Origin of the sequence: Micromonospora halophytica (genome assembly GCF_900090245.1) — a bacterium.
GTDB lineage: Bacteria > Actinomycetota > Actinomycetes > Mycobacteriales > Micromonosporaceae > Micromonospora > Micromonospora halophytica.
The window spans coordinates 147,788-170,946 of sequence record NZ_FMDN01000004.1; the positions used below are offsets into that span (position 1 = coordinate 147,788).

Here is a 23,159-nt window from a genome sequence, read left to right on the forward strand (position 1 = left end):
GTCGCCTGTCACCTGACGACCGGCGGATCGCCGTCCGGCGCGGGCAGGATCCGGCGCAGCTGCCCCGGAGGTACGGCCCGCCGCCGCCACTCCCTCGGGTAGCCCACCGAGACCTCCTCGAAGCGCACCCCGTCGTGCCAGGTGGTCCGGGGAATGTGCAGGTGCCCGTAGACGACCGCGACGGCGTCGAAGCGCCGGTGCCAGTCGGCGGTGGCCTCGGTGCCGCACCACTGGGCGAAGATCGGGTAGTGCAGTACCCGGGTCGGATCCCGGACCAGCGGCCAGTGGTTGACCAGCACTGTCGGCAGGGCCGGGTCACGACCGGCGAGCCGCCGGGCCGTCTCGGCGACCCGCGCCGCACACCATTCCGCCCGGCCCGGGTACGGGTCGGGATGCAGCATGAACTCGTCGGTGCAGACGATCCCGGTACGGTACGCCTCGGCCAGGGCCGCTTCGCGGTTCAGCCCGTCGGGGCGCCAGCTGTAGTCGTAGAGCAGGAACAGGGGCGCGACCAGCACCGGCCCGCCCGCACCCCGCCACACCGGATACTCGTCCTCCGGGGTGAGCACGCCCAGGGCCCGGCACCGCTGCACCAGGTGCTCGTAGCGGGCCAGGCCCCGCAGCGTGACCGGATCGCCCGGCGGGGTCCAGAGCTCGTGGTTACCGGGCGACCACACCACCTTCTCGAACCGCTCGGCGAGCAGCCCGAGCGCCCACTCGACGTCGGCGGCGGTGTCCGCGACGTCCCCGGCGACGATCAGCCAGTCCCGGGGCGAGGCCGGTCGCAGCGCCTCGACCAGCGCCCGGTTCTCCGAATACCCGATGTGCAGGTCGCTGATGGCGACCAGACTGCCGCCGTTCTCCTCCCCCAACATCAGCCGATCGTACGCAGATCGCGACGCGACGTGGGGAACGCGAGCCCCACTCCGCCGAGCCCTCACCGCGACATGCTGCTGGCGAGGTGGATCCGGACGCCACGACGGCGACCCGGTAGGATCGCCGATGGGCCGTGACTGGCGCGTGGGGATGGAGCACCATCGGGAAGCGGTCCCGTCATGAGGACGCACGCCGAGCGCCTGGGCCTTCCGCACGTAACTGGAGGTCACATGTCGCTGAACGCCGAATCCACCGCCTTCCGCAGCGCGCTCGAGGTGATCCGCGCCGTCGAACCCCGGGTGGCCGACGCCATCGGCGCCGAGCTGGCCGACCAGCGCGAGTCGCTCAAGCTCATCGCCAGCGAGAACTACGCCTCCCCGGCCACCCTGCTGGCCATGGGCAACTGGTTCAGCGACAAGTACGCCGAGGGCACCGTCGGCCGCCGGTTCTACGCCGGCTGCCAGAACGTCGACACCGTCGAGGCGCTCGCCGCCGAGCACGCCAGGGAGCTGTTCGGCGCCGCGCACGCGTACGTGCAGCCGCACTCCGGCATCGACGCCAACCTGGTCGCCTTCTGGGCGGTCCTGGCCGACCGGGTGGAGTCCCCCGCCCTGAAGAAGGCCCAGGTACGCCAGGTCAACGACCTCACCGAGGCGGACTGGTTCGCGCTGCGCCGGGAGCTGGGCAACCAGCGGATGCTGGGCATGTCGTTGGACGCCGGCGGCCACCTCACCCACGGCTTCCGCCCGAACATCTCCGGCAAGATGTTCGACCAGCGCAGCTACGGCACCGACCCGGCCACCGGGCTGATCGACTACGACAAGGTGGCCGAGGCGGCCCGGGAGTTCAAGCCGCTGATCCTGGTCGCCGGCTACTCGGCGTACCCGAGGAAGGTCAACTTCCGGATCATGCGGGAGATCGCCGACTCGGTCGGCGCCACCTTCATGGTCGACATGGCGCACTTCGCCGGCCTGGTCGCCGGCAAGGTCTTCACCGGCGACTTCGACCCGGTGCCGCACGCGCACATCGTCACCACCACCACCCACAAGTCGCTGCGCGGCCCGCGCGGCGGCATGGTGCTCTGCGGGCCCGAGCTGGCCGACCAGGTCGACCGGGGCTGCCCGATGGTGCTCGGCGGCCCGCTGCCGCACGTCATGGCGGCCAAGGCGGTCGCCCTGGCCGAGGCCCGCCGCCCCGACTTCGCCGACTACGCCCGGCGGATCGTCGACAACGCCCGGGCCCTCGCGGAGGGGCTGCTGAGCCGGGGCGCGAAGCTGGTCACCGGCGGCACCGACAACCACCTGGTGCTCATCGACGTCTCCGGCTACGGCCTGACCGGTCGACAGGCCGAGCAGGCGCTGCTCGACTCGGGCATCGTCACCAACCGCAACGCCGTCCCGCAGGACCCGAACGGGGCCTGGTACACCTCCGGCATCCGGATCGGCACCCCGGCGCTGACCTCCCGTGGCCTGGGCACGGCGCAGATGGACGAGACCGCCGAGCTGATCCACACCGTGCTCAGCCAGACCACGTCGGGTGAGTCGAAGGCGAAGTACGTCCTCGACCCGGCGCTGGCCGACAAGGTCGCCAAGCAGGCCAACGAGCTGCTCGCCGGCTTCCCCCTCTACCCCTCCGTCGACCTGGGCTGAACCCACCGCACTGCCCCGACGCCCCGCCCGGCCCGGCCGAGCGGGGCGTCGGCCCGTCCCGGCCCACCGACCCCGGGCGGGGAGATCGACTCCGTGTCGGCGATGTGGCGGTATCACGGGCGCACGGATGCCGCCACCTCGCCGACATGGCGAGCCGATGCCGGCCGGGACGGCCCGAGCAGCGCGGGCGGGCCGGTCAGGCGGGGCGCCTCAGGGCACGGTTGCGCAGGGCGCGCAGGCGGTGCAGGACGTCGCTGCCGCCCCGGCCGAAGTGGTCGTGCAGGGCGCGGTACTCGGCGTACAGGTCGTCGTAGGCCGCGGCGCGGGCCGGGTCCGGGTGGTACGTCTCCCGGTGCGGGGCGCCCATCGCCGCCGACGCGGACTCCACGTCCGGGTACGCCCCGGCGGCCGTCGCCGCATGGATCGCCGCGCCGAGCGCCGCCGGGTGCGCCGAGTCCAGCACGTGCAGTGGGCGGCGCAGCACGTCGGCGTAGACGCGCAGCAGCAGCCGGTTGGCGGTGAGACCACCTGCTGCGGTCAGCTCGTCCACCGACACCCCGGCAACGCCGAACGCCTCCACCACGGTGCGGGCCCCGAAGGCGGTCGCCTCCAGCAGCGCCCGCCAGATCTCCTCCGGCCGGGTGGCCAGGGTCAGGCCGACCAGCACGCCGCTGAGCTCGTGGTCCATCAGCACCGACCGGTTGCCGCTGTGCCAGTCCAGCGCGAGCAGCCCGTGCCCGCCGACCGGTTGGTCCGCCGCCAGCTCATCGAGCAACTCGTGCACGGTGACGCCCCGGTCGGCCGCCAGCGAGGCGTACCCGGCGGGCAGCGCCCTCTCGACGTACCACGCGAAGATGTCGCCGACCCCACTCTGGCCGGCCTCGTAGCCCCACCGGCCGGCGGTCACCCCGCCGTCGACCACCCCGCAGAGGCCGGGCACCTCGTGGCAGGCGTCCGCGTTCATGATCAGACAGGTGCTGGTGCCCAGCACGGCGAGCATCCGACCCGGGGCCACCGACCGGGCCGCCGCCGCGGTGACGTGCGCGTCGATCGCGCCGACCGCCACCGGCGTGCCTTCCGGCAGCCCGGTCCAGGCGGCCGCCTCGGCGGTGAGCGTCCCGGCGCGGGCGCCGGCGGGCGCGAGCGGACCGTCCACCTTCGGCAGCAGCCCGGGCAGGGCGGGGTGCACCGCGGCGAGGAAGTCGGCGGACGGGTGGCGACCGGCCTGGACGAGGCCCTTGAAGCCGGCGGCGGAGACGTTGCGGGTCCGCCGCCCGGAGAGCTGCCAGACGAGCCAGTCCGCCGTCTCGATCCAGCAGTCGGCGGCGTGGAAGATCTCCGGGTCGGCCTCCAGCAGTTCGAGGACCTTGGCGAGCTGCCACTCGGCGGAGACCCGGCCGCCGTAGCGGGCCAGCCAGGGCTCGCCGCGTTCCCGCGCCACCGTGTTGATCCGGTCGGCCTGGCGCTGCGCGGCGTGGTGCTTCCACAGCTTGGGCCAGGCGTGCGGTCGGTCGCGCAGGCCGGGCAGCGCGCAGAGCGGGGTGCCGTCGGCGCGGGTGGGCAGCACGGTGCAGGAGGTGGCGTCGACCCCGATGCCGACCACGTCGCGCCGGTCGACCCCGGCGGCGGCCAGCGCGGCGGGCACCGCGACGCGTAGCACGTCGAGGTGGTCGGCGGGGTCCTGCAACGCCCAGTCCGGGGGCAGCGGGACGCCGCCGGGCAGCCGGTCGGTGAGCACCCCGTGCCGGTACGCGTGCACGGCGCTGCCGAGTTCCGCGCCGTCGTCGACGGCGACGACCACCGCCCGGCCGGAGAGCGTGCCGAAGTCCACCCCGACGGTGTACCGCCGTGTCACCGCCGATCCTCCCGTCCCCGCCTCCGGCGCTCGCGGGACGGCCGGGCCACGCTAGCAGCCCTGGACGGTCAGCCGAGCTGCCGCTTGAGGTGGTACCGGTGCACCTCGGTGCTGCCCTGCACGTTGTTCACGTCCTCGGCGGCCGAGACCAGCTCCCAGCCCTCCCGGCCGGCCCGGTTGAGGTGCGCGATGGCGGTGTCGCCGTACGCCGTGATGTCGGTGCGCGACCCGTCCGGGCCGTACCAGACGAACGAGACGTGGAAATTGCGTCCCTGCGCCTGATAGCGACGGACCAGCAGGGCGTACTCCCAAGCGACCATGCGGCCCATTATGACTGTCCGATGAGGACGGGAGAAGCACGGGGGGTGGTGGATCGGCGACGGTCCGCATCACCGTGCGGGCGCCGGGGCGCGATCCAGTTCGTCGGCGACGAGGGCGGCGAGCCGGTCCAGGCCGAGGTCGATCTGCTCCGGGGTGACCGCGCTGGCCGACAGGCGCAGCGCGTCGACGGGCGTGCCGTCGTCGTAGAAGTGGGCCATCGGCGTCCAGAGCACCCCGTACCGTTCGGCGGAGCGGCGCAGCAGCGCGTCGTCGACCCGGAACGGCACGCTCACCACCACGAAGAAGCCGCCGGACGGTGCGTTCCAGGTCACCGGCGAGGGCGGCGGGAAGCGCCGCGCCAGGCCGGCGAGCAGGTGACGCATGTTGCGCGCGTACGCGGCCCGCTCGCGTACGTTGGCGGTCACCAGCGAGCAGTCGTGTTCCAGCAGCGCGCCGCCGATCACCGCCTGGGCCAGCGCGGAGGTGTTCACCGTGACCATGCTCTTGATCTTGGCAAGCTGGTCGGCGAGGAGGCCGACGGCGCCGTCGGCGCCGGCCACCCGCTGGTCGGCCACGACGTAACCGACCCGGGCGCCGGGAAGCACGGTCTTGGCGAAGGAGCCGAGGTAGACCACCCGGCGTCGGGTGTCCAGCGCCTTCAGCGTCGGAAGCCGGCCCTGGTCGCCGACCGGAAAGAGGCCGTACGGGTTGTCCTCGACCAGCAGCAGCTCCTCCTCGGCGGCCAGGTCGAGCAGCCGCCGCCGGTCGTCGAGGCCGATGCTGGCGCCGGAGGGGTTGGCGAAGTCCGGCATCACGTAGCAGGCCCGGGGTCGCAGCCCCTCGTCCCGCGCCCGCCGGGCCTGCTCGCGCAGGTCGGCCAGGTCGACACCGGCGGACCCGCCGGCCACCGGGCGCACCGGCAGGTCGACCAGGCGGGCCGCACCCGTCAGGCCCACGTACGTGGGGGCGACGGCGAGCAGCACGTCGCGCGGCCCGGCGCGCAGCGCCCGCAGCACCAGGAACATCGCCTCCTGGCAGCCGACGGTGACCACCACCGCCTCCGGGTCGACCGACACGCTCTCGTCCACGGCCAGGTTGCGGGCGACGAGGTGGTGCACGATGCCCTTGGTGCGGCCGTACTGGAACAGGGTGCGCTGCGCCTGCGCCGGGCTCTGGCCCAGGTCCTCGACGAGGTGCCGGCGGAACCGGTCCAGCCACCGCCGGGGCGCGTCGTCGTCGAAGAACTCCTCGTACGGCCGGCCGGCGGCGAGCGACACCGCGTCCGGCCAGTGCTGCGCCACCTCGTTGAGGAAGTTCATCGAGTTCAGGGCGGGGTCGTCGACCGCCGGGTGCAGGTCGGCGACGGCCAGGTCCACCGGTGCGTCCACGGCTCAACCTCCGGTCAGGGTGCGCAGCTGGCGGGCCTCGGTCGGATCGGCGCAGCCGCCGAGGGTCAGGGCGTCGCGCAGTTCGGCGGCGAGCAGGGCCAGCGCGGTGCCGGCGCCGGCCCGGCCGCCGGCGGCGAGGGCCCAGAGCAGGGGCCGGCCGAGGAGCACCCCGCTCGCACCGAGGGCGAGGGCACGCAGCACGTCGGTGCCACTGCGCACGCCGCTGTCCAGCAGCACCTCGGCCCGGCCGTCGAGCGCGGCCACCACCTCGGGGAGCACGGTGGCGGTGGCCGGCGCGCCGTCGAGCTGCCGGCCGCCGTGGTTGGAGACGACCACCGCGTCCACGCCGGTCTGCGCCGCCCGCACCGCGTCGCGCGGATCGAGGATCCCCTTGACCAGCAGTGGCACCGGCGTGCGGGCGCGCAGCCATTCCAGGTCGGCCCAGCGCAGCGCCGGGGCGAAGACCGCGCCGGTGTGCGCCGCGATCGCGGAGACCCCCGGGGTGCCGGCGTGCGCCAGGTCGTCCCGCCCCCGGGGCAGGTTGGCTGCGGTGACGTGCGGCGGCAGCGCGAAGCCGTTACGGACGTCGCGCAGCCGCCGGCCCAGCACCGGCACGTCGACGGTCACCATCAGCGCGGCGCAGCCGGCGGCGATGGCGCGGTCGAGCAGGTCGGCGACGAGCCCCCGGTCGCGCAGCCAGTAGAGCTGGAACCAGACCGGGCCGCCGGTCGCGGCGGTGACCTCCTCGATCGGGGTGCTGCTCAGCGTGCTGAGCACGTAGGGCACCCCGGCGGCGCCGGCAGCCGCGGCGAGTGCCGGCTCGCCGTCGGGGTGCAGCAGCTTCTGGTACGCCATCGGCGCGACCGCGACCGGCATGGCCTGCTCCCGCCCGAGCAGGGTCGCCCCGGTACGTGGGCTCTCCACTCCGGTGAGCACCCGGGGCAGCACGGCGACCCGGTCCAGTGCGGCCCGGTTGGCGGCGAGGGTGGTCTCGGCGCCGCTGCCGCCGTCGACGAAGTCCCAGGTGTCCGCGGGCAGCACGGCCCGGGCCAGGTCGGCGAAGTCGGTGAGGCAGGCCGGCGGCGGGATGTCGGGCGGGTCAGCCATCGGCCGGCCCGCCCGCCACCGTGGCCCCGGACCGCCCGCCGGTGTCGGCGGGATCGGGCCGGGCGAAGCGCTCGCGCAGGAAGGCCGCCGCCTCGTCCTGTGCCCGCCGGCCGGCGTCGAAGACACCCGGCATGGCGAAGAAGCCGTGGATCATCCCGTCGTAGCGGCTGGTCCGCGCCGGCACGCCGGCCTCGCGCAGCCGCTGGGCGTACCGCTCCCCCTCCTCGCGCAGCGGGTCGTACTCGGCGGTGACGACCAGGGCCGGCGGCAGGCCGGAGAGGTCGTCGGCGAGCAGCGGTGAGGCGAGCGGGTCCGTCTCGTCGGCCGGGTCGGGCAGGTAGTGGCCCCGGTACCAGGCGACGGAGTGCCGGTTGAACAGCATCGGGTCCTCGTCCGTCGCCGGCGTCCGGTCGGCCCGCTGGTCGGTGTTCGGGTAAACCAGCAGTTGGCCGGCGAGCCGGGGCCCGCCGGTGCGGGCCAGCAGGGTCACCGCCGCGGCGAGGTTGCCGCCCGCGCTGTCGCCCCCGACGACCAGCCGCTGCGGGTCCGCCCCGAACTCGGCGGCGTGCGCGGCGATCCAGGCGGTGGCGGCGTGGCAGTCGTGCACGGCGGCCGGGAAGGGATGCTCGGGGGCGAGCCGGTAGCCCACCGTCACCACCTGGCAGGGCGTGGCGTTGGCCAGCCGGCGGCAGATCCCGTCGGCGGTGTCGACGCTGCCGAGCGTCCACCCGCCGCCGAAGAAGTAGAGCAGGGTGGGCATCGGGCCGTCGCCGGCCGGCCGGTGGACGCGGATCGGGATGTCCCCGGCGGGTCCGGGGAGGTGCGTGTCGCGTACCTCGTGCACCGGCTCGACGTCGCCGCCGCCGGCGCGGATCGCGGCGAGGTCGGCGGCGCGGGCCTCGGCGAGGGTGCGGCTGTACAGCGGCGGGGTGCCGGCGGCCGCCCGCGCGGCCCGGTACGCCACCACCTGGGGGTCGAGGGGCATGTCGGCTCCTATCCGCCGGTCGAGACGAAGAGCTTGTCGATCCCGCGCAGGAAGAGGCTGCCGCTGTAGGTCGGCCTCCGGGTGACGGTCAGGTCGGGGAAGCGGGCGAAGAGGCGGGGCAACGCCACCGTCCCTTCCAGCCGGGACACCGCCGCGCCGAGGCAGAAGTGCAGGCCGACGCCGAACGCGAGCGAGGGCGGACCGTCCCGGCGCGGGTCGAAGCGGTCCGGCTCGGGGAACCGCACCGGGTCGCGGTTGGCGCCGGCAATGATCAGCAGCACGTTCTCACCCTGGCGCACCGGCACGTCGCCGAGGTCGGTGTCACGCGGCGCGGCCCGGGCCAGGAAGTGCACCGGGCTCTGCATCCGCAGCACCTCGTCGACGCAGCCGCGGGCCAGCGTCTCGTCACCGGGCAGCGCCGCGACGGTGTCCGGGTGGGCCAGCAGCAGCGGCAGCCCGTTGCTGAACATGTAGACGGTGGTCACGAAACTCGCGTTGAACAGCACGATCAGGTTGCTGATCAGCTCGTCCTCGGTCAGGTCGACCTCGCCGGAGTCGAGCGCCTCGACCAGCCCGCTGATCAGGTCCTCACCGGGCCGCCGGCGGCGGTGGGCGATCAGGTCGCGGTAGAACACCCGCAGCTCCTCGGCGGCCCGGTTGGCCAGGGCGAGGCGTTCCGGGGTCTTGCCGGCCACGTCCATGTACTCGTCGATCCAGTCGACCCGCTGGCGGTACCAGGCCAGGTCCGCCTCGGGCAGGCCGATGAACTCCGCCATCACCAGCGCCGGGACCGGGTACGCGAAGTCGGCCACGAAGTCCACCTCGGCGCCGCCGGCGCCGGATTCGGCCATCCGCTCCAGCATGGTGTCGACCACCCGGGCGATCACCGGCTCCAGCGCGCCCAGCCGGCGCGGGGTGAAGGTCTTCGCGAACACCGCCCGCATCCGGGTGTGCTCCGGCGGGTCGGTGAACATCATCGACGACATGAAGGTGCGCAGGATCTCCTGCTCCTGCCAGCCCGGCGGGGACCCCTTGCGCCACTCGGGGTCGCGCAGCACCGCATCGACCAGGTCGTACCCGACGGCCACCGCGCCGACGGTGCGGTGCTCGGGCCGGGGTGGGATCGCGCTGACCGGCCCGAGCGCGTGCAGGGCCGCGTACCACGGATAGGGGTTCTGCCGGCCCTGCTCGCTGTAGAGGCCGGACAGGATCTCGTTGACGTCCACGGTGGTGCTCCCTCCCCAGGAATGGACGGTGGGGCGGCGGGTCACCCCGCCGCCCCGGATGTCACAGGCCGAGCAGGCGTAGCGGCACCGAGTCCGCCATGGCCTTGTTCCCGGCGTCGTTCGGGTGGATGTGGTCACCCGAGTCGTACGCCGGCAGCAGCCGGCTCGGCTGGGCCGGGTCGCGCAGCACGGCGTCGAAGTCGAGCAGGCCGTCGAACTCGGCGGCGCCCTCGCCCCGCAGCCAGGTGTTGACCGCCTGCCGGGTGGCGTCCTTCTCCGGCGTCCACACGCCCGGGTTGCCGTGTCCCTCGTACGGGGTGAGGGTGGCGGCGAGGCTGCGCAGGCCGCGCGCCTTGGCCTGCTGGTTGATCTGGCGCAGCGAGGCGATGATGTTCTCGGCGGAGTCGCCGGACATCCAGATGTCGTTGATGCCGAGGTGGGTCACCAGGGTCTTCACGCCGGTCTGCGGGAAGACGTCCTCGTTGAGCCGGGCGAGGGCGTTCGGGCCCAGCTCGGGGTAGCCGGGGAAGCCGCCCGCGCCGGGCTCGGGGCCCTCGTGGTTGAGCCGGTTCCCGGCCAGGCTCAGGTTGAGCACCCCGGGGGTGCGCACCTCCGGGCGGGCGTCGACCAGCCGGTCGGCGAGCAGGTCCGGCCAGCGCTTGTGGGCATTGACCGTGCTGCCGTTGCCGTCGCCGATCGAGTCGCCGAGCACCACGATCGCGCCCGGGCTGTGCCGCCGCTGCACGTCGAGCCCGGACAGGAACATCCAGCAGCAGTTGGGCCTGATGGTGAAGCCGGCGCCGTCGGCGGCGGTGGTCAGGTCGCTGGCCCCGATGAAGTTGGTGACCTTGGACTGGCCGTGGAAGGTGACCGGGCCGGTGAGCACCGGGAAGTGCAGGGTGACGACCAGTTCCTCCTGCTCGTCGACCGGGAAGTCCAGCGGGTCGCTGAGCAGTTCGGCGCCCTTGTTCATGGTGGCCGAGGTGGACCCGCCGAAGGTCAGCTCGCGCAGCGTGGCCGCGTCGATGTCGGAGCGGTCGTCGGGCGTGCCGGTGTTCGGCCGGGCGACGGTGGCGTGGCCGACCTGGACGGCCTGCTCGCCGTAGAGGTTGCTCAGCCGCACCCGCAGCCGGTCGCCGCCGACCGTGGTGCGGACGGTCATCCGGATGCTCTGGTTGTTCAGGCCGGTGTTGGTGAGGCCGACGGTGTTGCCGCGGGTGACGGCGGCGGCCCAGGTGCCCGCCCACTCGGCTCGGGCGTGGCGGGCGGTCTCAGCGTCCGACGGGCCGGCGCTGGCCACCACCGCCGGGGTGCCCACGACCAGCAGCGCGGCCGCGGAAGCTATGACGTGCCATCGTTTCGGGGTCGACATTGAACCTCCATCTGTGGCAGCCCAGGGCCGGCTCCATGATCACCACGGCCCGGGCGATGGACGGAAACCTAACCGCCGCTTCTGACAGGCGTCAATCAACCCGATCGACATGATCAAAAGTCCACTGTGTGGACTCGACCACCGTTCGGCTCTGTCCGCCGACACCGCCGCGTGCCTAGGCTCGACGTCGGCGGCGGTGCGGTCGCCATCTCGCGCACCCCGTCGCGTACCGGGCCCTGACCTGCCCGTACGCCTCTCTCGGCCGGTCGCCGCACGCGTCTGACGCAGGCCGTTGGCGTCGACCGCCACGCATCGACTGGGGGCTTCGCGATGACCGATCGTCCGACGACCTACGTGCACGACGCGCTGGAGCTGTTCGCCGGTTTCGGCGACCGTGAGGCACTGGTCGGCGACGGCCGCCGACTCAGCTACACCGAGGTCGCCGCCGAGGTGCGCGGCCTGGCCGGGGCGCTGAGCGCGCACGGCGTACGGCCCGGCGCGGCGGTGCTGGTCATGCTCGGCAACGCCGTCGAGGGCCCCCTGCTCCAGCTCGCGCTGCACCTGCTCGGCTGCCGGACGATGTGGATCGCCCCGGTCACCTCGCGCCGGGAGATCGACGAGTTCGTCCGGCTGGCCCGCCCCGACGTCTTCGTGCACCATGCCCACGCCGCCGACGACCTCGGCGCGCAGATCGCCGCCGCGCTGCCCGGGGTGCCGGTACTGCGGCTCGGCGCGGAGCTGACGCCGACCGCCGGGACCACACTGCCCGACGCGGTGCCCACGCCGGAGTCGTTCCTGCAGACCAGCGGCACCACCGGCACCCCCAAACTGGTGCACCACAAGGAGAGCTTCTACCGGCAGGTGCTCGCCCTGGCCGCCGACTTCCGCGCCGCCGGCTTCCCGCTGCTGCGCCACCTGTCGCACTCGCCGATGTGGCTGGCCAGCGGCCAGATCACCACGCTGTTCAACCTGTTCACCGGAGGGGTGCTCTTCCTGCGCCAGCAGTGGGACCCGGAGGCGTTCATCCGCACCGTCGACGTCGAACGGCTCACCTCGACCTTCGTCACCCCGCCGATGCTCTACGAGGTGCTCGACCACCCGGCGCTGCCCGGGGCGGACTTCTCCGCGATGTTCATGTTCAACGTGGGCGCCGGGCCCGCCGCGCCCGCCCGGCTGCGGCAGGCGATCGCCCGCTTCGGCCCGTGCCTGCGCATCGTGTACGGACTCAGTGAGGCCGTGGTGATCTGCGCGCTGCCCGGCCTCACCGACGACCCGGAGCACCCGCAGCGGCTGCGCTCCTGCGGCCGTCCGTACGGGGACGTGACCGTGCAGATCCGCGACGCCGAGGGCCGGGTGCTGCCGGCCGGTGTCGACGGTGAGGTCTGGGTCCGCACCAACCTCAGCTTCCACGGCTACCACGGCCAGCCGGAGCTGACCGCCGAGACGCTGGTCGACGGCTGGGTACGCACCCGCGACATCGGCCACCTCGACGCCGACGGCTACCTCTACCTGGTGGACCGGTTGCAGGACCGGATCCTCACCCGGCAGCGCAGCTGGCCGATCTACTCCCGCCCGATCGAGGACGTCCTCGCCGCCCACCCCGGGGTACGCGCCGCCGCCGTGATCGGCGTGCCCGACCCGGTGGCCGGCGAACTGCCGTACGCGTACGTGGTCCGCACGCCCGGCGCGTCCGTCACCGGTGACGAGTTGATCGCGCTGGTGACCGCCGAGCTGAGCGACACCTGGGCCCCCGGCGGGGTGGAGTTCGTCGACGCGCTCCCGCTCAACCGTTCGGCGAAGGTGGACAAGCGGGCCCTGCGCGCCCGGTACGCCGCCACGCACCCCAGCACCGAGGAGGTCGCGGCGACCGGCGGGACGCCGTGACACCGCGCCGGGAACTTCACGTCCTGGTCGCCGCCGACCTGATCTCCAACCTGGGCAGCCGCATCTCGCTGGTGGCGATCCCCTGGCTGGTGCTGGAGACCACCGGCAGCCCGGCCCGGATGGGCGTGGTGGCGGCGGCGGAGGCCCTGCCGTACATGCTCTCCAGCACGCTGGCCACCCCGTGGGCCGACCGCTTCGGGGTCCGGCGTACCTCGATCGTGGCGGACGCGGCCAGCGCGGTGGCCGTGGCGCTGGTGGCGCTGGCGCCCTGGCTCGGTTTCGGCACCCTGGTGGCGCTGGTCGCCGTGGCCGGCGGGCTGCGCGGCATCGGCGACCGGGTCAAGCACGTCATGTTCCGCCCGGCCGCGCAGCGGGCCGGAGTGCCGCTGATCCGGCTGACCTCCGCCTACGACGGCCTGGTGCGCGGGGTGAGCCTCTTCGGGGCGGTGCTCGGCGGGCTGCTCATCGACTGGGTCGGGGTGACCCGGGCGATCTGGATCGACGCGGGCACCTTCGCGCTCTGCGCGCTGCTGGTCGGTGTCGGGGTCCGCCCGGGCGCACCGGGGGAGCCGGCGCCACGGGAGAGTTACCTGCGGGCGCTGCGCGGTGGCTTCGCCTACCTGCGCACCGACCGGACGTTGCTGGCCATGCTGCTGGTGATCTCGGCGTTGAACCTGTTCGCCAACGCCAGCGTCGCGGTCTACATCCCGCTCTGGGTGGCCGAGGTCTTCGGCGACCCGGCCGGTTTCGGCCTGGTCCTGGGGGTCTTCGCCGGTGGCGCGTTGCTGGGCAACCTGATCTTCACCGTCGCCGGGCCCCGGCTGCCGCGCCGGTTGACCTTCGCGGTCGGCGCGGCGGTCAGCGGCACGCCCCGGCTGCTCGCGCTGGCGCTCAGCGACGATCTGGTCGTGGTGCTCACCGTGACCTTCCTGTCCGGGGTGGGCATCGCGGCGGTGAACCCGCTGCTCGGCGCGGCGCTCTACGAGCGGGTGCCGGAGGCGTTGCAGACCCGGGTGATCGGCATCTCCGGCTCGCTGGCCTTCCTCGGCCTGCCGGTGGGGGCCCTGCTCGGCGGCTGGACGGCGGCCGGGCTCGGGCTGGTGCCTGCACTGTGGCTGATGTCGGCGGCGTGCCTGGCCCTGACCGTGGTGCCGCTGCTGGTCGGCGGGCTGCGGGCGGGTGGTCGCGAGCCGGAGCCGGCGGTGCCGGCGGGTTCGTGAGCGGACGCCGGCCCGGTTGGTCGTGGGCGCTCGGGGGCGCTCAGCGGCGCTCCTCGTCGGTGCGGCGGGCCACCAGCAGCCCGCTCCGGGCGGGGCCGGGCAACCAGGTCGCGACCACGCCCGCCTCGGCGCCCAGCCGGTCGCCCTCGACCGGCACGCCGCCGTCCCACGGCAGCGGCCAGGTGGTGAAGCGTCGCACCTGGACCAGCCCGCCGGCGGCGAGCCCGGTGAGGGCCTCGGCGAGAGCCGGCACCGCCTGCCCGACGGAGGGGACCCGCTGCCCGCCGTCGACCCAGGCGTCGGCGATCTCCGGCAGCGGCACGTCACCCTCGGACTCGCGCAGCACGAACCGCTGCACGGTGGTCAGGCCGGTGTGCTCGCTCATCGCTCCATCTTCGCCTCTTGCGCCCGCCTGGTCGGCGGCAGCCCCGCCCGGCGTGCCCGGATCAGCCCGGTGCCCGCAACGTGCGCGCCGCTTCTACCATCGGCGGGCATGGAACGTGAAGCTGCCGGTGTTCCCGGCAGACGTCGGCGGTTCACCACCGCCGGTGCGGACTGGCAGCTGGTCCTCATGCTGGGTGCGCTCGCCACCGTCTTCGTGGTGCCCGGTCTGCTGCTGCTGGGGCAGGGAGTCACGGCGGCCCTCGCCGAGTACGCGGGCACCCCCGGCACGGTCCAGGTGACGGCCTGCGTGCCGTTCGAGGGCAAGAGCAGAGGATGGACCTGCTCGGGCGAGTTCGTGGCCGACGAGGGCGAGTTCCGGATCTCCCGGGTGACGATCGAGCCATTCGTCGAACAGCGGCCGACCGCACCGGTCGAGGCGCGGGTGGTCGGGCCTGCTTCCGACGAGGCGTGGATTCCGAGCCTGGTGCCGCTCACCGCGGGTGGCGGCGGCCTGGCGTTCCTCGGCCTCGCGGCATGGATTGTGCTGGGCGTCTTTCGTAACGACGACGCCCCGGAGCAGCGGCTGTCGAAGCGGGCCCGTCGCCGGCTGGACCGGCGACGCGAGGGCGGGGCCGGCCCGCCGCAGGTGGGAAACCGGGCCCGGAAGCGCCGCCGCCGGCGCCGCGTCGCGCGACCCCGGCCCGGGGCGTGACGCTGCTCCCCGGTGAGCGCACCGGGGAGCAACGTGGGCGGGAACCGTCAGAAGACGGAGACGCGGTACTTGCTCAGGGCCTCCTTGACCGGCTGGAAGAAGGTCTGGCCGCCGGTGCGGCAGTTGCCGCTGCCGCCGGAGGTGAGGCCGAGCGCGACGCTGCCGGCGTAGAGCGGGCCGCCGCTGTCGCCCGGCTCGGCGCAGACGTTGGTGGCGATCATGCCGCGCACGGTGCCCTCGGCGTACCGGACGGTGGCGTTGAGGCCGGTCACCGTGCCGCTGTGGGTGCCGGTGGTGCTGCCGCGCCGGGTCACGGACTGGCCGACGTACGCGTCGCCGGCGCTGGTGATGTCCTGCGCGCCGACGGAGCCGTCGATCGCCACCGAGGTGTTGGTGTAGCGGACGATGCCGTAGTCGTTGCCGGGGAAGCTGGTGCCGGTCCGATCGCCGAGCTTGGTGCTCTGCGCGGAGTTGGCGTACCAGGTGGCCACCACGTCGGTGCAGTGTCCGGCGGTGAGGAAGTAGTAGGTGCTGCCGCTGCGCACGTTGAAGCCGAGCGAGCAGCGGTACCCGCCGCCGTAGATGGCGTCCCCGCCGGAGGTCCGCGTGCTCAGCGTGCCGGCCAGGTCGATGGTGCGCGCGGCGCCGTCGGAGCCGGCGACGGCCGCCCGGATCCGGGCCCGGTCGGTGGCGGTGACCGTGGCGTCCACACCGACCACGACCTGGTTGGTGACCGGGTCGACGTAGACGGCGGTGCCGGTGACACCGAGGTCCACCCGGGACTGCGCGCGCTCCAGCGCGGCGGCGCTGCGGCTGACCAGGCGGGCCTGGCCGCCGGCCGCGCGGACCGTGGCGGCGGCGCGGACGTCGGTGACCGCGACGACGGTACGCCCCGACTCGTCGACCCAGGAGCCGGCGGTACGGTCGGCGCCGAGGGTGGCCGTGAGGGTGGCGGCCCGCTCGGCGGACAACGGTGCGGGGGCGGCCTGCGCCGGGGACACGGCGACGACGCCGGTGGTGAGGGCGACAGTGACCGCGGACATCACACCACGTCGAGTGAGTCTCACACGTTCCTCCCGGGAATACTGGACGGCCGGGTAAGGCCGATCGATGGATGCAGATGCTCGCATCGACACCCCTTCCGGGTCGAGGTCTCCGACGTCCGTTTGTGCACCCCTGGTCGGACCGGGACAGGACCGGTAACGTGCCGGCATGCCATCGACGCTGAGCGAAGCGACGGACCCCTTCTGCCTGCGCGCCGGGGAGAGCGCCGAACTGCTGCGCGGCCACCCGTGGCGACGATTCGTGGTGCTGGGTGACAGCGTCGCGGAAGGGATGTGCGAGCCGGTCGACGGGTACAGCGACCTGCAGTGGGCGGACCGGATCGCCGCCGAGCTGCGCGCGACCCGCCCCGGGCTGGCGTACCTCAACCTGGGCCGGCGCGGGCTGCGGGCGCACGAGGTGCACGGGACGCAGTTGGACGCCGCGCTGGCCTTCACCCCCGATCTGGCGCTGGTGGTGTGCGGCGGCAACGACGCGTTCCGCTCCTCGTTCGACGCGGACGCGGTGGACGTCGAGGTGGCCGCGATGGTCACCGCGTTGCGGCAGGCCGGCGCGGACGTGATCACGGTGGGCATGTTCGACGTCTCGCACAGCCCGGCGGTGCCGGCGGCGATGCGGCCCGGACTCGGCGAGCGGATGCGACGCCTGTCGTCGCACACGGCGGCGCTGGCGGCGCGGCTGGGCGCGGTGCACGTGCACCTCACCGATCACCCGGCGGTGGCGGACCCGTCGCTCTACAGCAGCGACGGCCGACACGGCAGCGCCCGCAGCGACGCCATCGCCGCGGCGGAGACGGTACGCCGCCTCGGCGCGCATCTCGTCGGGCGTCGCTGACCGGCGGGCCGGCCCCGCCTCATGATCGGGTAGCGGTTCGGGACACGGACGCCGGCGTGTCGTGCCGGAATCCGCTACCCGATCTTCAGCGAAGCGGGTGGGCGGGACCGGTCAGTCAGTGAGGAGCATGCCGGTCAGCAGAACACCGCGGGCGAGGTTGAGCACGCCCTCGCAGCCCGGGTAGCCGACCCGGGCCAGGGCCCCGGAGCCGGTGCGGCCGAACAGGTACGGGGCGATGCTGTACGGCACGTCGGCCGTGACCACCTCGCCGGTCTCGATCTGCACGAAGTCCATCGCCACCCGGTCGGCCGGCATGTACGCCTGCAGGATGTTGCCGCCCCGGGCGATCGCCGCGCGCACCCCGTCGGCCCAGGCGGCCGGGCTCAACTCCGGGCCGATCAGCACGTCGTGGCCGGCGGAGCCGTCGGCCGGCTTGGCCACCAGGTTGGCCTGGTCGGCGAGGGCCCGGTCCAGTTCGGCCCCGGTGAGCGCCACGGTGTGCGGCACGTACCGGCGGATCAGGGCCTGGTCGTCGGCGGGAAGCCGGTCGAGGTCCTCGTACAGCCAGGCGAAATTGATCTTGTTGCCGAGCAGCCAGGCGGCGGCGCTGACGAACATCGGCAGAGTGCCGGCCGCCAGGGCGCCGGCCACCGCCTCCAGCCCGGCGCTCGGGGTGACCCGGTTCGGCACGAAGAGCCGGAACAGCGCGTCCACCGGCGCGCCGCCGACCACCAGCCGCTTCGCGTCGTCCAACCGCGCCGTGGCGACCGGGGCGATGACCAGGTCGATGCCGAAACGGGCGGCCTGCGCGACCAGGGGCGAGAGGATCCGGATGAACGTGTCGGGGTCGTCCAGACCCGGATACTCGGCGTCGAAGTCCATCAGCAGCGCCACCCGGGCCCCGTCGGCCAGCCCCAGCTCGTCGCGGATCGCCACGAACCGCTGGTCCAGCAGGGACGGCGCGGGCCGGGCCGGCACCCCGTCGAGCAGGCCCCGCTCCCGGTACAGCGCGGCGAAACGCTGGATCACGGTGTCGGCGTCGAAGCCGCCGCCGAGGCTGCTGTCGATGTTGTACTCGACGATCCGCGGCTCACCGCCGGAGAGCAGCACGTCCGGCCGGTACGCCGCCAGCAGCGCCTCGGACAACGGCTCGTCCTCGTCGAGCAGCCGGGTGTCGCCCTGCGGCACGCCGAGCAGCGCGCGCAGCTCCCCCGCCGTCCGGGCACGCCGCCGGCAGGCGTCCAGGATGAGCTGGGCGATCCGGTCGCAGACCTCGTTCAGCTCCCGGAACGAGTCGGCCGTCATCACCGTCGGCCGGGCCAGCCGCCACTGCTTGTTGTACGTCGCCCGGCCGTGGAAGATCCGCTCCCACTCCTGCGCGCCGGCGGCGACCATCGCCCGCCGGGTCTGCGCCGGCAGGCTCTGCCACGCCTGCCCGGCCGGCGGCCACGGGTAGTTCACGTCGATCATGTTCCGTCCTTGGTGACGAGGTGGATGGCGGCGGTGAGGGCGGCCCGGCCGGGCTGCACGGCCCGGTCCAGCCCGGGGGCGAAGGGGAGCACCGCCCCGTCCGGGCGGGTGACCCGGCGGGGCGGGGCGGCCAGCGGCACCCGTTCCACGATGCTGGCGATGATCTCGGCGGCGATGCCGCAGGACCGGTTGGAGTCGTCGACCACCACCAGTCGACCCGTCCTCGCCACCGACGCGCACAACCCGTCGAGGTCGAACGGGTAGAGCGTGCGCGGGTCGAAGACCTCCACCGACACCTGCCCGGCCAGTTCCTCGGCGACGGCGAGGGCGTCGTGCACCAGGTGCCCCACGGCGACCACCGTGACGTCGTCGCCGGCCCGGCGTACCACGCCCCGACCGAGCGGCACCGGGGCGAGGGCGGCGAAGTCGACGTCCTCGCGCACGTCGAGCGCGCCGGCCGGAGCGAACACCACCACCGGGTCGTCGTGCCGGATCGCCGACACCAGCAGCCCGTACGCGTCGGTCGGGGTGGCCGGCACCGCGGTGACGATCCCGACGTGCGCGAAGAGCGAGTACGGGTGGTCGGAGTGCTGCCCGGCCCAGCCGGTCCGGGAGCCGGAACCGGGCACCAGGTAGGTGACCGGGGCGGCGCACTGCCCGCCGGTCATCAGCGGGAACTTGTGCGCGTGGTTGACGATCTGCTCGAAGACCAGGAAGAGCAGCGACGGGATCTGGAACTCCACCACCGGCCGCATCCCCGCCAGCGCCGCCCCGGTGGCGAAACTGGTGAACGCCTGCTCCGACAGCGGGGTGTCGAGCACCCGCTCCGGGCCGAACCGGGTGAACAGTCCGGCGGTGACGTGCGAGGCGGCCACCCGGATGTCCTCGCCCAGCAGGAACACCCGCTCGTCACGGGCGAGTTCGTCGGCGAGCGCCCGGGTGAGCGCCTTGCGGTACGACAGCCTGGGCATCAGGCACCTCCCGACCGGGCGTTCAGCCCGCTGGCGTACAGGTGGTCGAGCGCCCCGGCCGGGTCCGGTTCAGGGCTGGCCAGGGCGTACGCCACGGCCGCGTCGAGGGTCGCCTCCACCTCGGCGTCGACGGCGGCCCGCTCGGCGTCGGACAGCCGCCCACCCTGGATCCGCACCGGGTCGCGGGAACGGCCGGCGGTCACCTCCTGCGGCGGGCGGTAGTCGAGGCGTACCACGTGTTCGAAGGTGTGGTGGGCGTCGAAGCGGTAGGTGCGGGCCTCGACCAACTCCGGCCCGCCGCCGTCGCGCATCCGCCCGACGGCGGCCGCCGCGGCCGCGTGTACCTGCTGCGGGTCCTGACCGTCGACGACGGCGGCCGGCATGCCGAACGCCTCGGCGCGGCCGGTGATGGTCCCGGCCACCGCGCCGTCGACGGGCATGGTGGTGGCGTAGCCGTTGTTCTCGCAGACGAACAGGACCGGCACCCGCCAGAGCGCGGCCAGGTTGAACGCCTCCAGCAGCATCCCCTCGTTGACCGCGCCGTCGCCGAAGAAGGTCGCCCCCACCACGTCCTCGCCGCGCCGCCGACGCGCCCACACCGCTCCGGTGAGGATCGCGCCGGCGGCGCCGACGATGGCGTTGGCGCCGAGCACCCCGACCGAGAAGTCGGCGGCGTGCATCGACCCGCCCCGGCCCCGGTTGAGGCCGGTCTCCCGCCCGCACAGCTCGGCCATCATCCGGGCCGGGTCGGCACCCTTCGCGAGCACGTGCCCGTGCCCGCGATGGGTGCCGGTGACCAGGTCCGTCCCGCGCAGCGCGGCGCACACCCCGGCGGCGATCCCCTCCTGACCGAGGTACGGGTGGATGCCGCCGACGATCGTCCCGGCGCGGACCAGGTCGATGGCCCGCTCCTCGAAGCGGCGGATCAGCCGTACCGTGCGGTAGAGCCGGACCGGGTCGGCGTCGGTCACCTGTCGCGCCCCTCCTTCACCGCGGCGAGGATGTCGTCCCAGAGCTTCGCCCGGGCGGTCAGCGCCAGGTTGACCGTGTCGGCGCACTCCTGCCACTTGACGTCGTCGTCGCCGCACAGGTCGGCGAGCATCTGCATCGCCATCGGGGTGTGCTGCTCGCCGTCGACCTCGATGTGCCGCTCCAGGTAGTCGACGAACGTGTGCAGCCGGCGGCTGCGCTCGTTGACGGCGACGACCTGGGTGAACATGTCGGGGATCAGGTCCTCCCGGCCGAACGCGAAGGCCGCGGCCTGGCAGTGCACCGGGGTCGACTCGATGATCTTCCAGGTGGTGGCGGCGAACTCGGCCGACGGGCCGGGCACACCCGCCTCGGCCAGCGCCCCGGTCACCGGCCGGCCGGCCCGCAGCAGGTCGACCAGCCGCTCCACGGCGGTGGTGTCCGCGCCGGCCTCTTTCATGCCCTCGACGTACAGCTCGAAGTGGCTGATGTAGCCGTCGCCGCGCTCGTCGCTCTCCTCCACCATCACGATGTCGTTGATCAGGCGGCGGCTGCCGGTCGGACCGGTCGGGATCCACGGCACGCTCACGCAGGTGAGCTGCCGCTGCAACGACTTCAGCAGGGACATGAAGTCCCAGACCGCGAAGACGTGGTGCTCCATGAAGGTCACCAGCGCCTCGTGGGTGTCCAGGTTGGCGTAGAGCGGGTGCTTGACGACCGCGTCGCGGCGGTCGGCCACCGCCTGCTCCAGCCGCTCGATGCCCGGGTGGGTCCTACCCCAGTCGTACCGTGACATGTCAGCCTCCCTGCGGGGCGCGCTCGCGCCAGATGACCGGGCAGTAGTCGGGGTCGGCGTAGTCCGGCCGCCCGTCGTCGGTGCGACGGACCAGCACGTCGTGGTTGTACGAGGCGTGCGTGCCGTCCGACAGCGGGAACTCCCGCCAGGCGTTCGCGCCGTCCTGCAGGTGCAGGGAGATCGCCCGGCGGGGACGATCGCTGACATTGGCGCCGCTGCCGTGGTAGATGCGGCAGTGGTGGAAGCTCATGTGTCCCTTGGGGATCACCATCGGGATCTTGCGGATCTCCGCGCCGTTGTGCGCCGCGTTCTCGGCCAGCATCTCTTCCAGCTGGTCGCGGTCACGCTCGGCGAAGTGCCGCACCACGGTGTCGTCGGCACCGATCTCGGACCAGCGGTGCGAGCCGTCGACCATGGTGATGGTGCCCATCTCCGCACCGCAGTCGTGGAACGGGATGAACGCGGTGAGCATGTCGTCCGACGACGAGGACGCCCAGTAGTGCTTGTCGAAGTGCCAGGGCACGATGTTCGAGGGCTCACCGGAGATCGGCGGCTTGTAGATCAGCGTGGACTGGAAGACGCGGATCTCGGCGGCACGGGCCAGCCGGGCGGCGACTGCCCCGATCAGCGGCTTGCGCAGGATCGCGCCGATCGCGTCGTGCTCGTAGTGGACGTAGTCGTTGTGCCGCTGCACCGGCCCCTTGGACGGGTCCCAGTAGGCGAGCTTCGGCGGCCGTACCGGCAGGGTGCGGTCGCGTTCGCCGTCGTAGTAACGGTCGGTGGCCGCGGTGAGCGCGTCCACCTCCTCGTCGGTGAACAGCTTCTTCGACAGGTACCAGCCGTGTTCGGCGTAGAAGCGCACGTCGGAGTCGGAGGGCAGCAGCGCCTCCTCCTCGGCGGTCAGTGTCGGATGTGTGGTGGTCATGCCCCAACTCCTCGTGCCGTGCCGGCCCCGACGCCGGGGGTCGCCCCCGCCGCGGCCAGCTCCCGTTCCTTGGCTTCGTAGAGCGCCTTGATGTTGCCGCTGCCGAAGGTGCGCGCCCCGCGCCGCTCGATGAGTTCGAGGAAGAGGGTGCGCCGCACGTGCATCGACTCGGTGAAGATCTGCAGCAGCTGGCCGCCGTGGTCGCGGTCGACCAGGATGCCCAGCTCGCAGAGGCGGTCCAGCGGCGCGTCGACCGTGCCGACCCGCCGCTCCAGGTCGTCGTAGTAGGTGGCGGGGGTCCCGGCGAAACGCACCCCGCGCTCGGCCAGCGCGCCGACGGCGGTGACGATGTCGTCGGTGCGCAGCCCGAGGTGCTGCACCCCGGCGCCGTGGTGCGCGGTGAGGAACGCGTCGATCTGCCCGGGCCGCCGGGACGTGTCCGGCTCCAGCAGCACCAGCGTGACCCGCTCGGAGTCGCTCTGCACCACCGTCGAGTTCATCGCCTGGCCGGCCACCTCGATGTGCTCGGTGAAGATCTCCCGGAAGCCGAAGACCCGCTGGTAGTGGGCGACGGTGGCGGCCAGCTGGCCGGGCGGCACACAGACCGCCAGGTGGTCGACGTCGAGCAGCAGCTTCTGCCCGGCACCGGCCGCCGGGGCCAGCTCCACCGCCCCGGGCAGGAACTCCGCCCGGTCACCGCGCCGCTCGACGAGGCGGTGCAGCACGTCACCGAAGCCACCGACCTCCGCGGTCACCACCTCCGCGTCCGCACCGGTCCAGGTGCGCGGCGCGGTCACCCCGGTCGCACCCCGGGCCACCAGCTCCGCGTACGCCCCGGCGGCGTCGTCGACCTCGAAGGCCACCACGGCGATCCCGTCGCCGTGCCGGCGGACGTACTCGGTGGCGGGGTGCTCGGCGGTCAGCCCGGTGGTGAGCACCATCCGGATGTCGCCCTGGGTCAGCAGCAGGGAGCGCTGCCCGTCGAGCCCGGTCTCCGGTCCTCCCTGTCCCCGCAGCTGGAAGCCGACGGCGGTGCCGAAGTAGAAGGCGGCCTGCCGGGCGTCCCCCACGTACAGTTCGATGTGGTCGATTCCATGTATGTCCATCTGTCCAGCCCTTCCCCATGTCCCCCCGTGACCGCTGCCCGGGCGCG

Annotated in this window: 21 protein-coding genes and 1 riboswitch; of the genes, 5 read left to right on the plus strand and 16 right to left on the minus strand. The window is 73.7% G+C overall.

All coding sequences use genetic code 11. The features are described from left to right. Positions 1 to 8: 8 nt before the first annotated feature. Positions 9 to 875 carry a metallophosphoesterase family protein gene (locus GA0070560_RS08155; RefSeq protein WP_091293315.1) on the minus strand — a complete coding sequence of 289 codons (867 nt, stop codon included), beginning with the start codon at positions 873 to 875 and terminating at the stop codon, positions 9 to 11. Between the two features lie 124 nt (positions 876 to 999). Further along, positions 1,000 to 1,089: riboswitch (ZMP/ZTP riboswitch) on the plus strand. A 17-nt stretch (positions 1,090 to 1,106) separates the two neighbouring features. On the opposite strand from GA0070560_RS08155, the gene GA0070560_RS08160 reads away from it, so the two are divergent. Next, positions 1,107 to 2,525, plus strand: a complete 1,419-nt coding sequence (locus GA0070560_RS08160) for a glycine hydroxymethyltransferase (protein WP_091293317.1) — start codon at positions 1,107 to 1,109, stop codon at positions 2,523 to 2,525. Between the two features lie 196 nt (positions 2,526 to 2,721). Here the strand turns inward: GA0070560_RS08160 and araB are convergent, their stop codons facing one another. The 7 genes from araB to GA0070560_RS08195 all read right to left on the minus strand — a co-directional run bounded on the left by araB (position 2,722) and on the right by GA0070560_RS08195 (position 10,752). Then, positions 2,722 to 4,380 carry a ribulokinase gene (gene araB / locus GA0070560_RS08165; protein ID WP_091293319.1) on the minus strand — a complete coding sequence of 553 codons (1,659 nt, stop codon included), beginning with the start codon at positions 4,378 to 4,380 and terminating at the stop codon, positions 2,722 to 2,724. A 68-nt stretch (positions 4,381 to 4,448) separates the two neighbouring features. After that, positions 4,449 to 4,709, minus strand: a complete 261-nt coding sequence (locus tag GA0070560_RS08170; protein ID WP_091293321.1) for a hypothetical protein — start codon at positions 4,707 to 4,709, stop codon at positions 4,449 to 4,451. Between the two features lie 60 nt (positions 4,710 to 4,769). Next, on the minus strand, positions 4,770 to 6,089 hold the full coding sequence (locus GA0070560_RS08175; protein ID WP_245675418.1) for an aminotransferase-like domain-containing protein: 1,320 nt from the start codon (positions 6,087 to 6,089) through the stop codon (positions 4,770 to 4,772). Positions 6,090 to 6,092: 3 nt separating this feature from the next. Beyond that, positions 6,093 to 7,196, minus strand: coding sequence for an alpha-hydroxy acid oxidase (locus GA0070560_RS08180; RefSeq protein WP_091293323.1), 1,104 nt, complete (start codon positions 7,194 to 7,196; stop codon positions 6,093 to 6,095). Continuing rightward, the gene (locus GA0070560_RS08185) at positions 7,189 to 8,181 is read right to left on the minus strand and encodes an alpha/beta hydrolase (RefSeq protein ID WP_091293325.1); all 993 of its coding nucleotides are present in this window, start codon (positions 8,179 to 8,181) and stop codon (positions 7,189 to 7,191) included. The genes GA0070560_RS08180 and GA0070560_RS08185 overlap by 8 nt, the downstream gene beginning before the upstream one ends. An 8-nt stretch (positions 8,182 to 8,189) precedes the next feature. Further along, positions 8,190 to 9,407, minus strand: a complete 1,218-nt coding sequence (locus GA0070560_RS08190) for a cytochrome P450 (RefSeq protein WP_091293327.1) — start codon at positions 9,405 to 9,407, stop codon at positions 8,190 to 8,192. 61 nt (positions 9,408 to 9,468) lie between these two features. Further along, positions 9,469 to 10,752 carry an SGNH/GDSL hydrolase family protein gene (locus GA0070560_RS08195; protein ID WP_170839335.1) on the minus strand — a complete coding sequence of 428 codons (1,284 nt, stop codon included), beginning with the start codon at positions 10,750 to 10,752 and terminating at the stop codon, positions 9,469 to 9,471. 357 nt (positions 10,753 to 11,109) lie between these two features. On the opposite strand from GA0070560_RS08195, the gene GA0070560_RS08200 reads away from it, so the two are divergent. Both GA0070560_RS08200 and GA0070560_RS08205 read left to right on the plus strand, forming a co-directional pair. Then, the gene (locus GA0070560_RS08200; protein ID WP_091293331.1) at positions 11,110 to 12,663 is read left to right on the plus strand and encodes a class I adenylate-forming enzyme family protein; all 1,554 of its coding nucleotides are present in this window, start codon (positions 11,110 to 11,112) and stop codon (positions 12,661 to 12,663) included. Next, on the plus strand, positions 12,660 to 13,883 hold the full coding sequence (locus GA0070560_RS08205) for an MFS transporter (RefSeq protein WP_091293333.1): 1,224 nt from the start codon (positions 12,660 to 12,662) through the stop codon (positions 13,881 to 13,883). The genes GA0070560_RS08200 and GA0070560_RS08205 overlap by 4 nt, the downstream gene beginning before the upstream one ends. 40 nt (positions 13,884 to 13,923) lie before the next feature. Here the strand turns inward: GA0070560_RS08205 and GA0070560_RS08210 are convergent, their stop codons facing one another. Beyond that, a complete protein-coding gene (locus GA0070560_RS08210) occupies positions 13,924 to 14,268 on the minus strand; it encodes a hypothetical protein (RefSeq protein ID WP_091293335.1) in 345 nt (114 codons plus the stop codon). Positions 14,269 to 14,376: 108 nt separating this feature from the next. Here GA0070560_RS08210 and GA0070560_RS08215 point away from each other — a divergent pair, with 108 nt between their 5' ends. Next, entirely contained in the window at positions 14,377 to 14,979 is a 603-nt protein-coding gene (locus GA0070560_RS08215; protein WP_091293337.1) for a hypothetical protein, read from the plus strand. A gap of 47 nt (positions 14,980 to 15,026) precedes the next feature. Here GA0070560_RS08215 and GA0070560_RS08220 read toward each other — a convergent pair whose 3' ends face one another. Then, positions 15,027 to 16,022, minus strand: coding sequence for a S1 family peptidase (locus GA0070560_RS08220; protein WP_091293339.1), 996 nt, complete (start codon positions 16,020 to 16,022; stop codon positions 15,027 to 15,029). A 169-nt stretch (positions 16,023 to 16,191) separates the two neighbouring features. Between GA0070560_RS08220 and GA0070560_RS08225 the strand changes: the two genes are divergently transcribed. Continuing rightward, positions 16,192 to 16,875, plus strand: a complete 684-nt coding sequence (locus GA0070560_RS08225; protein ID WP_091293341.1) for an SGNH/GDSL hydrolase family protein — start codon at positions 16,192 to 16,194, stop codon at positions 16,873 to 16,875. Positions 16,876 to 16,986: 111 nt separating this feature from the next. Here the strand turns inward: GA0070560_RS08225 and GA0070560_RS08230 are convergent, their stop codons facing one another. From GA0070560_RS08230 to hppD, 6 genes are read right to left on the minus strand one after another with little or no spacing between them, the layout of a single operon-like run. Next, positions 16,987 to 18,345, minus strand: coding sequence for a hypothetical protein (locus GA0070560_RS08230; RefSeq protein ID WP_170839328.1), 1,359 nt, complete (start codon positions 18,343 to 18,345; stop codon positions 16,987 to 16,989). Further along, on the minus strand, positions 18,342 to 19,316 hold the full coding sequence (locus GA0070560_RS08235) for an alpha-ketoacid dehydrogenase subunit beta (RefSeq protein WP_091293343.1): 975 nt from the start codon (positions 19,314 to 19,316) through the stop codon (positions 18,342 to 18,344). Before GA0070560_RS08235 ends, GA0070560_RS08230 begins: the two co-directional genes overlap by 4 nt. After that, positions 19,316 to 20,287 (minus strand): thiamine pyrophosphate-dependent dehydrogenase E1 component subunit alpha, encoded by a 972-nt coding sequence (locus tag GA0070560_RS08240; protein ID WP_091293345.1) that lies wholly within the window; start codon positions 20,285 to 20,287, stop codon positions 19,316 to 19,318. Before GA0070560_RS08240 ends, GA0070560_RS08235 begins: the two co-directional genes overlap by 1 nt. Then, positions 20,284 to 21,081, minus strand: coding sequence for a DUF3050 domain-containing protein (locus tag GA0070560_RS08245; RefSeq protein ID WP_091293348.1), 798 nt, complete (start codon positions 21,079 to 21,081; stop codon positions 20,284 to 20,286). Before GA0070560_RS08245 ends, GA0070560_RS08240 begins: the two co-directional genes overlap by 4 nt. Position 21,082: 1 nt before the next feature. Continuing rightward, entirely contained in the window at positions 21,083 to 22,006 is a 924-nt protein-coding gene (locus GA0070560_RS08250) for a phytanoyl-CoA dioxygenase family protein (protein ID WP_091293350.1), read from the minus strand. Next, positions 22,003 to 23,112, minus strand: coding sequence for a 4-hydroxyphenylpyruvate dioxygenase (hppD, locus tag GA0070560_RS08255; protein WP_091293353.1), 1,110 nt, complete (start codon positions 23,110 to 23,112; stop codon positions 22,003 to 22,005). Before hppD ends, GA0070560_RS08250 begins: the two co-directional genes overlap by 4 nt. Positions 23,113 to 23,159: the final 47 nt, after the last annotated feature.

What these genes read in the sequence shown, in the direction of transcription:
- hppD (WP_091293353.1), bottom strand. Translation starts at nt 23,112, where the DNA reads ATGGACATACATGGAATCGACCACATCGAACTGTACGTGGGGGACGCC.
- GA0070560_RS08210 (WP_091293335.1), bottom strand. Translation starts at nt 14,268, where the DNA reads ATGAGCGAGCACACCGGCCTGACCACCGTGCAGCGGTTCGTGCTGCGC.
- GA0070560_RS08250 (WP_091293350.1), bottom strand. Translation starts at nt 22,006, where the DNA reads ATGACCACCACACATCCGACACTGACCGCCGAGGAGGAGGCGCTGCTG.
- GA0070560_RS08235 (WP_091293343.1), bottom strand. Translation starts at nt 19,316, where the DNA reads ATGCCCAGGCTGTCGTACCGCAAGGCGCTCACCCGGGCGCTCGCCGAC.
- GA0070560_RS08200 (WP_091293331.1), top strand. Translation starts at nt 11,110, where the DNA reads ATGACCGATCGTCCGACGACCTACGTGCACGACGCGCTGGAGCTGTTC.
- GA0070560_RS08245 (WP_091293348.1), bottom strand. Translation starts at nt 21,081, where the DNA reads ATGTCACGGTACGACTGGGGTAGGACCCACCCGGGCATCGAGCGGCTG.
- GA0070560_RS08225 (WP_091293341.1), top strand. Translation starts at nt 16,192, where the DNA reads ATGCCATCGACGCTGAGCGAAGCGACGGACCCCTTCTGCCTGCGCGCC.
- GA0070560_RS08230 (WP_170839328.1), bottom strand. Translation starts at nt 18,345, where the DNA reads ATGATCGACGTGAACTACCCGTGGCCGCCGGCCGGGCAGGCGTGGCAG.
- GA0070560_RS08185 (WP_091293325.1), bottom strand. Translation starts at nt 8,181, where the DNA reads ATGCCCCTCGACCCCCAGGTGGTGGCGTACCGGGCCGCGCGGGCGGCC.
- GA0070560_RS08180 (WP_091293323.1), bottom strand. Translation starts at nt 7,196, where the DNA reads ATGGCTGACCCGCCCGACATCCCGCCGCCGGCCTGCCTCACCGACTTC.
- GA0070560_RS08160 (WP_091293317.1), top strand. Translation starts at nt 1,107, where the DNA reads ATGTCGCTGAACGCCGAATCCACCGCCTTCCGCAGCGCGCTCGAGGTG.
- GA0070560_RS08220 (WP_091293339.1), bottom strand. Translation starts at nt 16,022, where the DNA reads ATGTCCGCGGTCACTGTCGCCCTCACCACCGGCGTCGTCGCCGTGTCC.
- GA0070560_RS08215 (WP_091293337.1), top strand. Translation starts at nt 14,377, where the DNA reads ATGGAACGTGAAGCTGCCGGTGTTCCCGGCAGACGTCGGCGGTTCACC.
- GA0070560_RS08170 (WP_091293321.1), bottom strand. Translation starts at nt 4,709, where the DNA reads ATGGGCCGCATGGTCGCTTGGGAGTACGCCCTGCTGGTCCGTCGCTAT.
- GA0070560_RS08155 (WP_091293315.1), bottom strand. Translation starts at nt 875, where the DNA reads ATGTTGGGGGAGGAGAACGGCGGCAGTCTGGTCGCCATCAGCGACCTG.